Source organism: Acidobacteriota bacterium (genome assembly GCA_039028635.1).
GTDB lineage: Bacteria > Acidobacteriota > Thermoanaerobaculia > Multivoradales > JBCCEF01 > JBCCEF01.
In genome coordinates this window covers 1-10322 of the sequence record JBCCHV010000101.1, presented here as the reverse complement: position 1 = coordinate 10322, position 10322 = coordinate 1, and the positions used below count along the sequence as shown (strand labels likewise).

Below are 10322 nucleotides of genomic sequence, written 5' to 3'. Positions count from 1 at the left end.
TTGCGCCCCCCGAAACGCCGCGCCCCCATCAGCCCGCTTAAAAACTCCTCCGGCATCCGCAAGAGACCCCGCGCCCGCATGGGCGTGGCGGCGCCTGCGGCGCCGAGGACGGGGGTGAGGTCGCACGACAGGTGCGTGCGACGGAGGGGGGCGCCTTTAGCCCCCCTGAAACGAGCCCCCCTGAAACAGCAGGCGCTGAACAAGTCGCGCAGCGACTTGTTCAGCAGCCGACTAATGACGCTCGTCGAAGAAGGCCCACAGGGCGCTGCGGAAGAACCGCCGGCGCTCGTGGCGATCGAGGACGTGGTTGCGGCGCAGGTCCCGCATGCTGCGGGCGACGCACTTGAAGTAGCGGCCGAAGGACGGCTCGTCGATGCTGCACGGAATCTCCGGGAACAGAATCGACTCGCCATCGCCGACGTAGTACAAGCGATTGCGCACGCCGCCCGGCCACAGGACGTCGACGGTGCCGTAGTGGGCGCTGCCGAGGCCGAAGTTGGCGGCCAGGCTGTCCTGCGAGGAGTAGCTCGAGCCGGCGACGATGGGGCGCATCGAGGGAGCCCCGTCGGCCGGCGTGAACGACACCACGGCGCCGACGGCGTCACGGTTGACGCTGCCCTTGCGGGTCAGATCGACGGTGCCGAGGGCCTGCACTTCGACCCAGCCATTGCCGTTGTCGGCGCTGTTGATCTCGACCGACAGGGTGCCGTCCTCGAGCACCGGATCGATGTAGGTCTGGAACCCCGGATTGACACCCGGATCGAAACCGACCTCGAATCCGGCGACGTCGTCGAAGGGCGAGCCGAAAGGCGGCAGGACCACCCCCGCGAAGGGCACGAAGACGTTCTCCACGACGTCGTAATTCGACACCGAGACGATGTCCTCGAAGCCGTCCTGGTTGAGATCACCGACGGCGACACCCTGCACCGTCCGCACCTTGTGGTTGGTGCTGAAGGCACCATCGTCCCAGGTGAAAGTGCCGCTGCAGTCCCCTTCGTTGCGCAGCAGGGTGCCCGGATTGTCCTCGATCAGCAGGGAGAAGAGGTCGACGCCGCCGTGGTAGACGATGTCGCTGTCGGCGTCGTTGTCGTAGTCGAAGATCGACACGCCCCAGCCGAAGGGGGTCATCGCCAGATCGCCGACGCCGGGATCGGTGAAGGTGCCGTCCGGATTGCCGAAGAACCAGCGGGAAGGCTGACCGCCTCCCAGGTAGCCGAGGTTGGTGGAGAAGAAGTCCATCGAGCCGTCGCAGTTGAGATCGCCGAAGTCGAGACCCATCCAGCCGCCGAAGATGTTGAGGCCGGCCTCGAAGGTGACATCGGTGAACTGGCCGGTGCCGTCGTTCTGGAAAATACGGTTGTAGCCGCGCTCCTCGGAGACGTCCTGCGGCGCACCGCCCTGGTTGTCGGCGGAGACGATGTCGATGTCGCCGTCGAGGTCGTAGTCGACCATCGCGATGGCCCAGGTGAAGGCGGCGTCCGGCATGTTCGAGACCTCCTCGATGCCGGAGCTGGCGCTGACGTCCTCGAAGGTGTTGTCACCGCGATTGCGGTAGAGCTCGTTGTGCTCCATCAGCTCATAGGTGGGCCCGATGGTGAACACCGGAATGCGGTGATCCCAGGTGTCGTAGGTGTTGGCCACCACGACATCGAGATAGCCGTCGTTGTCGATGTCTCCGAAGGAGCAGCCGACGGAGTAGCGGGCCAGGTCGGAGACGCCGGCGGTGGCGGAGATGTCGATGAAGGTGCCGTCGCCCTGATTTTCGAACAGCCGGCTGGGCTCGCCCGTGCCGAGCACCATCAGGTCTTGGTCGCCGTCGTTGTCGATGTCTCCGGCGCACGCCCCGGCGCTGTCCTGATCGAAGGCACCGACGCCGGCAGGACCGCCGATGTCGACGAAGGTGATGGTGCCGGTCTCCTCGAGCTGGCTCGAGTAGAGACTGTTGTCGGCGCCGGGACCGTTGGTGACGTAGATGTCGAGGTCGCCATCACCGTCGTGATCAAACACCACCACGCCAGGGTTGCCCCGACCCTTCTGCGGCGTGGAGTTGGTGCGAACCGACCGGAAGTCGGCGTTCGCGATCGGCGAAAGCAATGTCGAGGCGTCGCGGATCGCGATGCGCGGCGACGGCACGCGCCGGTAGTCGATTCCGGCGCCGTCGCCCTCGGCGATGTTCTCGAAGGTCACGCCGCCGTCGGCGACGGCGATGCAGGGAACGAGTACGAGGGCCGCTGCAATCAGACAACCCCGCAAGCTGTGTTGAGACAACATCATTTTCCTCCTTATGGAAGGTTCAGTGGAACAAGGACCAGGGGCCACCGGGTGGTGGCGGCAGGGTCAACGGGCGACGGCCGCGACCTGCTGCCGGTGGCGAAAATCTCGACCGCGCTGAAGAAAGGCCGTGTCGACGTGGGCGGGCTCGAACCAACGACGGGTGAAGGCCACCACCTCGTCGAGATCGAAGGGCTTGCAGGAGTAGACGTCGACGCTGATGAACTGATTCTTGGCGGAGGTATGGATCTGGATTCCGCTCTCGATGATCGGAACCCAGCCGCTGTAGCCGGGCTTGCCCGGGAAGGTGTTTTCGCAGGTCTTGAAGATGTAAGGCTGGGTCTGCTTGGTCATCTCGAGGTGGTTGCAGATCGAGTCGAGGAACTCGTATCCCTTGTCGAGATCACAGCAGACGTCGAAGTCGCAGCCGAAGCAGTCGACGATGAGCTGATAGCCCCAACACTCTCCATCCATGGTTCTTTCCTGCATGGTTCGCATCCTCCGATGGATTGATCGCGTGGCCTGGTCCGACTCTCCGAGATCGGGGAGCGGATCAAGAATTCATTGAATTAAAATTTATTAGAACTTCTCATATTGACTTCAGAGTTTATATGCTAATCTTTCCGTGCGCATATTGCAATAAATTGACTGCGGAGATCTCTGGAAACAATGGGAAGTGGTGTGAGGCTCGGGGCCGAGGAGAAGACTCTCTACGGCCTGTTCTTGCGGAGTGCGTCTACGGCACCGGACGAGCTGGCCCTGATCGACGGCGCGGTGAGCCTGTCCTACGGCACGCTGGCGCGTCGCGCCGAGGGCTGGGGCCGTTGGCTTCGCCCGCAGGGGGTCGGGCCCGATGTCCCGGTGGCCCTTTCCGCGGGCCGCGGTGCCGATGCCCTGGCCGCCCTCCTCGGAGTGCTCGCCGCGGGCGGCGCTTGTCTACCCCTCGATCCGTCCTATCCCGCGGAGCGTCTGTCCTTCATGCTGGAGGATGCGGGAGTCGCCCTGGGGATCGGTCCCCGGCCCGCCTTCGAGACCCCCGGAGTGAGCTGGATCGACGCCGCGGCAACGCCGGCGGAGGCCGATGACGGAGCCCTCGACGGTGCCCATGGGGAGTCCTTGGCCTACATTCTGTACACCTCCGGCTCGACGGGGCGGCCGAAGGGGGTGGGAATGCCCCATCGACCGCTGGTCAACCTGCTGCGCTGGCAGGCGCAGGCGAGTCGCAGCGGGCCGGGGGACCGGACCCTGCAGTTCGCTCCTTCCAGCTTCGATGTTTCATTCCAGGAGATCTTCGCCACCTGGAGCGTCGGCGGAACGTTGGTGCTGGTCGACGAGGCGACCCGGCGCGATCCGGCGGCCTTGCTCGATCACCTCGCGAAGCATCGGGTGCAGCGCCTTTTCCTGCCCTTCGTGGCCCTCCATTGGCTGGCCGAGGAAGCCGGTGAGCGGCCGCGGCCGCTGGCCCTCGAGGAGGTGGTCACGGCCGGCGAGCAGCTACGCGTCAACGACACCGTGCGGCGCTTCTTCGACGGCCTTCCCGGCTGTCGCCTGGAAAACCAGTACGGCCCAACGGAGGCCCACGTCGTCACTGCCTTTCCCCTGCCTGGGGAAGCGCGCGGCTGGCCAGCCTTGCCGGCCATCGGCGAGGCCATCGACGAGGTCGACATCCACCTCTCCGACGATGCCGGCGGCCGTGCACAGGAGCAAGGCGAGCTGCTGATCGGAGGGCAGGCGCCGGCGCGCGGCTACCTCGGCCGCCCGGCGCTGACCGCCGAGCGTTTCGTGCCCGATCCCTTCTCCGGTCGGGCCGGAGGTCGCCTCTATCGCACCGGCGACCTGGCGCGCCGTGCCGAGGTCGGTGGCTTCGAGTTCCTCGGTCGCCTCGACGGTCAGGTCAAGGTTCGCGGCTTCCGGGTCGAGGTGGGGGAGGTCGAAGCGGCCCTCGAAGACGATCCGCGAGTGCGCGCCGGCGCCGTGAAGGCGGTGGCCGGGGCCCGCCAGCAGCGCCTGGTGGCCTATCTGGTGGCCGCCGCCGAGCATTCGTCGAGGGACCTCGTCGCGCCGCTGCGGCAGCGTCTGCCGGATTACATGGTGCCGTCTGCGGTGGTGCGTCTCGAGGCCTTGCCCCTGACCCCCAGCGGCAAGGTCGATCGCCGCGCGCTGCCGGTGCCGGACTGGCGTCGAGACTCCCTCGAAGGGGAGCTGGTGGCGCCGCGCGATGAGCGCGAAGCGACGATCGCGGCGATCTGGTGCGAAGTGCTCGGCCTCGAAGAGGTCGGAGTCGAGGACGACTTCTTCGCCCTCGGCGGGCATTCCCTGGTGGCGACTCGCCTGGCGGCACGCATGGGCCGGGCGCTGGGGCGGGAAGTCGAGCTCGCGGCGCTCTTCGAGGAGCGCACCATCGCGGCCCTGGCGCGGCGCTTCGCCGGGCCGGCAGAGGCCGGTTCGGACAGCTATCCCGAGCTCATCCCCCGGTCGGCCGAAGAAGCTCCACGGCATTCCTTCGCCCAGCGCCGGTTGTGGTTTCTCGACCGACTCGATCCGCAGAGCACCGCCTACAACGTGCCGCTCGCCGTTCGCCTGCCGACGATGGCTTCGCCGGCGGCGGTAGCGGCGGCCCTCGGCGCCATCGTCGCCCGCCACCGGGTGCTGCGTACGACCTTTCCCGAAGATGAGTCCCTGGGCGAGCGGCGCGACGTCTTGGAGACTCTGCCGGAGATCGACCTCACGGCTTTGCCGCCGGACTGCGGCGCCGAGGAAGAGCGCCGCGCGGCGCGCTGGCTGGTCGGTGAGCCTTTCGACCTCGCCGCCGGCCCGTTGCTGCGCGCCGCCCTGCTGCACAGCGCTGCCGGTCGGACACTCTTTCTGGTGCAGCACCACATCATCACCGACGGCTGGTCTCTCGAGGTCCTGGTCGGCGAGCTGAAGCAGCTCTTGCAGGGCGCGGCTCTCCCTGCCTTGGGGCTGCAGTACGACGACTATGCCGCCTGGCAGCGCCGGTGGTTGGCCGGAGAGAGACGGCGCCGGCTGCTCGCCCGCTGGCGCCGCCGGCTGGCCGACCTCGAGCCCCTCGAGCTGCCCACCGACCGCCGGCGGAACGCTTTGCCGGGGGGCCGCGGAGCGGTTTGGAGATTCCCCTTCCCAGAGGATCTGGGCAAGGGTCTCGTGGCCTTTGCGGAGGGCCGCGGAGAAACCCCCTTCATGGTGCTGCTGGCGGTCTTCCAGGCTTGCCTGGGGCGCTGGACGGGGCGACGAGACCTCGCCGTCGGCAGTCCCGTCGCCGGCCGTCGCCGGCCCGAGCTCGAAGGCCTGCTGGGCTTCTTCGTCAATACCCTCGTGCTGCGGGCGGAGCTGCCTCCGGAAGCGGCCTTCGCCGACCTGCTGACCGCCACCCGGCGGCGCTCGCTGGCGGCCTTTGCCGATCAAGACCTGCCCTTCGAGGAGCTGGTGGAGGCGCTGGCTCCGGTGCGCGATCTCCGCCAGACGCCGCTGGTGCAGGTGCTGTTCGTGCTCCAGAACCTGCCCCGACCGGCCCTCGAGCTGTCGCCCCTCGGGGAGCTGGCGGAGGACGCCGTCCCCGCCAAGCTCGATCTCACCTTCGAGGTCGAGCAGGTCGGTGACCGCTTCCGGGGTCGCTTCGAGTATCGCCCGGAGCTGTTCGACGAGGTGACCATGCGGCGTTGGGCCGAGGCCTATCTGCGTTTGCTCTCGGCCGGTGTCGAGGCGCCAGACCAGAGGCTCGCCGAGCTGCCGCTGCTGTCGCCGGCGCAGCGTCATCAGCTCCTCCACGAGCTGGCGACGGCTCCCGTGGCGCCCTCACCCCGGACCTATCCGGAGCTGGTGCGCCGCTGGGTCGACGCCACCCCCGACGCCCTCGCCTGGAGCGACGGCGTCGAGCAGCAGAGCTTCGCCGACCTTTGGCGCCTCAGTGGTCGAATGGCCCGGCAGCTACGACGCCACGGAATCGGTCGCGAGTCGCTGGTGGCTCTCGTGCTGTCCGGTGGTGCCCCTTGGGCGATCTCGGCCCTGGCGGTGTGGCGTGCCGGCGGCGCCTTCGTGCCGGTCGATCCCGCCTATCCGGCCGAGCGCATCGCTTGGATGATGGAGGACAGCGGCGCCCGCTGGGCGATCGCCACGGGCGCGGTCGAGGCCTTTGCCGGTGAGGTGTTTTCCTTCGCCGACCTTTGCCGCTCGGTGCCACCGCAGGAGATCGAAGATTCACCGACGACGGTCGACGATCTCGCCTACGTCATCTACACCTCGGGCTCCACCGGCCGGCCCAAGGGCACCCAGGTCAGCCATCGCGGACTCGGCGCCTTCGCTGCCGAGATGGCGCAGCACTTTGCAGCGCAACCCGGCGCTCGGGTTCTGCAGATGGCGTCGCCGAGCTTCGATGCCTCGGTGGCCGAGCTGTTGATGTCTTGGGCCAGCGGCGCCACGCTGGTGTTCGCGCCGGCCGAGGAGCGACTGCCCGGGAGGAACCTCGAGGCTCTGCTGTCGCGGCGTCAGATCAGCCATCTGACGGTGCCGCCGTCGGCCCTGGCGGCGATGGATCCCGCCGCCTTGCCGGGGCTCTCGACGGTGCTGGTGGCGGGGGAGGCCTGCCCGCCGGAGACGGCTCGCCGTTGGGCATCGGGACGTTGCTTCGTCAACGCCTACGGGCCGACGGAGACCACTATCTGCGCCTCCTTCGAGGTCGTCGCAGGACCGCCGAAGGCGGCGCAGCGACCTCCCATCGGTCGCCCCTTGGCGGGATTTCGGGCGCGGGTGCTCGATGCCGGCCTGCGGCCGGTGCCGTTGGGTTCGCCGGGGGAGCTCTATCTCGCCGGCACCGCCCTGGCGCGGGGCTACCTCGACCGCCCGCGGCGCACCGCCGAGTCCTTCCGGCCCGACCCCTGGGGCCAGGGGGAACGCCTCTACCGCACCGGCGATCTGGTGCGCTGGCTGCCGGCCGGCGGTCTCGACTTCCTCGGTCGAGCCGACGATCAGGTCAAGGTGCGCGGGTTCCGGGTCGAGCTCGGCGAGGTCGAGGCGCGTTTGACGGCCTTGCCGGCGCTGGCCGACGGTGCGGTGGTGGCAGTCGGGGAAGGGGACCGCCGGCGCTTGGTCGCCTATGCGGTGCCGCACCGCGAAGCGATGCCGGAAGAAGCCGAGGAGGCGCGGCTGCGGGCCGAGCTGGCGGCGCGACTGCCGGCCTTCATGGTGCCGTCGAGGATCCTGCTGCGCGACCACCTGCCGCGGACTCCCAACGGCAAGCTCGACCGACGCGCTCTCGCCCGGCAACCGCTGGAGAGGGCCGCCGAGTCTGCCACCGGCAGCGGTCCCCGGACCGTCAGCGAAGCGGCTCTGGTCGAGATCTGGCAGGAGCTGCTCGAGCTCGAGACGGTCGATGTCGCCGCCAGCTTCTTCGACCTCGGAGGACACTCGCTGTTGGCGACCCGCATGCTGGGCAGGGTACGGCAGCACTTCGGGGTCGACCTGCCGGTGGCGGAGCTCTTCGAGGAGCCCACCGTCGTCGGCCTGGCGCGGCGCCTCGAAGCGGCGCCGCCGACGGCCCTCGGGCAGCCTTTGCGACCGTTGCCCGAGGACGCTGCCATCCCGGCGAGCTCGGCGCAGCAGCGCTTGTGGTTTCTCGACGAGCTGAGCCCGGGCGATCCGTCCTACAACATCCCCCTGGCCCTGACCCTCGAGGGGGCGGTCGACGGCGCCGCCTTGGCGGCCGCCTGGAACGCCCTACGCCGCCGTCATCGGGTGCTGCGGACGGTGTTTCAGGAAGACGATGGTCGTCCCTGGCAGCGGGTTGTGGCCTGGTCTCGGCAAACGGTCCCGGAAGTTTCCCTGGTCGCGCTGCCGGAGTCTCGACGTCGCCGGGAGGCGCTGCGGCTGGCGACGGCGGAAGCGGAGCGGCCCTTCGATCTGCGCAGCGGGCCGCTGGCGCGGGTTCTGCTGCTGCGTCTGGCGGACCAACGCCACGAGCTCCTGATCAATCAGCATCACAGCGTTTCGGACGGTGCCTCGACCGCCATCCTGCTCGCCGATCTGCGCCATCTCTACGGTCTGGCGACCGGCGCCGATGGACCGCCCCTGCCGCCTCTCGAGCTGCACTACGGCGACTACGCAGCCTGGCAGCAAGAGCGTCTGGCGGCGACCGATCTCGCCGACTCGTTGGCCTGGTGGCGTCGTCAGCTCGCCGCCTTGCCGCCCCTCGAGCTGCCCTTCGATCGGCCCCGTCCGGCGATTCCCGAGACTGCCTCACGGCACTGCGCCGTGACGATTCCGGAGGATCTCCGGGTCGCCATCGAGACCCGTGCCCAGGCCCTCGGGGTGACTCCTTTCATGGTCTTGGCGGCGGCTCTGTCGGCCTTTTTGGGTCGCCTCACGGGGCGCCGTCGGCCGGCCTTCGGTACCCCCGTCTCGGGACGCGACCGGCCCGAGCTCGATGGCCTTCTCGGCTTCTTCGTCAACACGCTGGTGCTGGTGCCGGATCTCGCCGCCGCCGACACCGGCGAGGCCTTCCTGCGGGCCGTGGGCCGGCTGGTTCTGGAGGCCCATCGCCATCGTGAAGTGCCCTTCGATCGCCTGGTGGAGGAGCTGGCTCCGGAGCGCGATCCGGGCCGGTCGCCGCTCTTCCAGGTGATGTTCGCGCTGCGCGATGAAGAGCTCGCCAGCCCGCCCTGGGCCGGCGCCCTGGAAGTCGCCGGAAGGACCCTCGACAGCGGTCGCGAGAAGTTCGATCTCACCCTCATGGTGGCGACCGGCGATGGCCCTTGGGAGGCCCAGTGGTCGTGGCGTCGCTGTCTTTTCGACGACACCACCGTGCAGCGCTGGGGTCGGCAGTGGCTGCGCCTGCTGAGTGCTCTAGTGCACCAGCCGGCGACCCCGGTGCAGCGCTTGCCGCTGCTCTCGGCGGGGCAGCGCCATCAGGTGTTGCGGGAATGGAACGACCGGGCGCGCCGGCCGCTCGAAGGGGACTCGCTGCTCGCCCTGGTGGAGCGATGGGTGCGCGACCACCCGCAGGCGGTGGCGGTGGTCGAGGGAGATCTCTCCCTGACCTATGGCGAGCTCGATCGGCGCAGCGCCAGCCTCGCCCGGGAGCTGCTGCGGCGGGGCCTCGAGCCGGCCGAGCGGGTCGCCATTCTGTGGCCCCGGTCGGCCGATTGGGTGGTGGCGATGCTGGCCGTGGTCAAGGCCGGAGGCGCTTACGTACCGCTCGATCCGGCCCATCCCGAAACCATGCTGCGCTTTTTCCTGCAGGATGCCGGTTGTCGTTGGTTGATCGCCGACACGACCCCCACCTGGTCTTCCGGTCGCCAGGCGGTCCTGACCAGCGACGAGATTCGCCGGCTGGTGGCGGAGCCATCACCCGGCGCCCCGACACTTCCTGCGCCGCCCGGCGCCCCGTCACTTCCTGCGCCGCCTGGCGGCGACGATCTGCTCTACGTGATGTACACCTCCGGCTCGACCGGTCGCCCCAAAGGGGTGATGGTGACCCACCGGGGCGTCGATCGTCTGGTGCGCGAGAATCGCTTCCTCGCGCTCGGGCCGGGGGACCGCATGGCGCAAGGCTCGAATGTCTCCTTCGATGCCGCCACCCTCGAGATTTGGGGGGCGCTGGTCGCCGGCGCCACCCTGGTGGTGCTCGAGCCCGATGTCACCCTCTCGCCGGCCCGTCTGCAGCGCGCCCTGCAGGACCACCAGGTGACCAGTCTGTTCCTGACCACCGCTCTGCTGCACGAGGTGGCGCGGGAGGCGCCGGAGACCCTCGCCGGCCTCGAGCACGTGCTCACCGGTGGCGAAGGCCTCGATCCCGCCCTGTCGTGGAAGTTGCTCGCTCTCGGTGCGGCGGCGCCCGAGGTGATCAACGGCTATGGTCCGACGGAGACCACCACCTACGCCTCCACCGAGAGCCTCGCCGGCAGCCTGCCGGTCACCCCGGTGGTGGGGGGGGGGGGGGCGCGGGCCGCCACCCCGCACCACAACCACCAACCGGACCGCGCGGCGGGGCCGCGGGGGGCCGCCCGCGCGCGCCGGCACGGCGGTGCCGGCCGCGC

The 10322-nt window shown here is 69.2% G+C and carries 3 protein-coding genes; 1 reads left to right on the top strand and 2 read right to left on the bottom strand.

Features of this window, described 5'->3' with window-relative positions; all coding sequences use genetic code 11:
- Positions 1–231 precede the first annotated feature (231 nt).
- Both AAF604_24310 and AAF604_24305 read right to left on the bottom strand, forming a co-directional pair.
- Entirely contained in the window at positions 232–2271 is a 2040-nt protein-coding gene (locus tag AAF604_24310) for a CRTAC1 family protein (protein ID MEM7052807.1), read from the bottom strand.
- 66 nt (positions 2272–2337) lie between these two features.
- On the bottom strand, positions 2338–2745 hold the full coding sequence (locus AAF604_24305; GenBank protein MEM7052806.1) for an S-adenosylmethionine decarboxylase: 408 nt from the start codon (positions 2743–2745) through the stop codon (positions 2338–2340).
- Positions 2746–2952: 207 nt separating this feature from the next.
- On the opposite strand from AAF604_24305, the gene AAF604_24300 reads away from it, so the two are divergent.
- Positions 2953–10322, top strand: a 7370-nt coding sequence (locus AAF604_24300) for an amino acid adenylation domain-containing protein (protein MEM7052805.1), incomplete at its 3' end; no start/stop codon positions are given.

Coding starts and splice junctions, on each gene's coding strand:
- AAF604_24310 (MEM7052807.1), bottom strand. CDS start 2,271: ATGTTGTCTCAACACAGCTTGCGGGGTTGTCTGATTGCAGCGGCCCTC.
- AAF604_24305 (MEM7052806.1), bottom strand. CDS start 2,745: ATGGATGGAGAGTGTTGGGGCTATCAGCTCATCGTCGACTGCTTCGGC.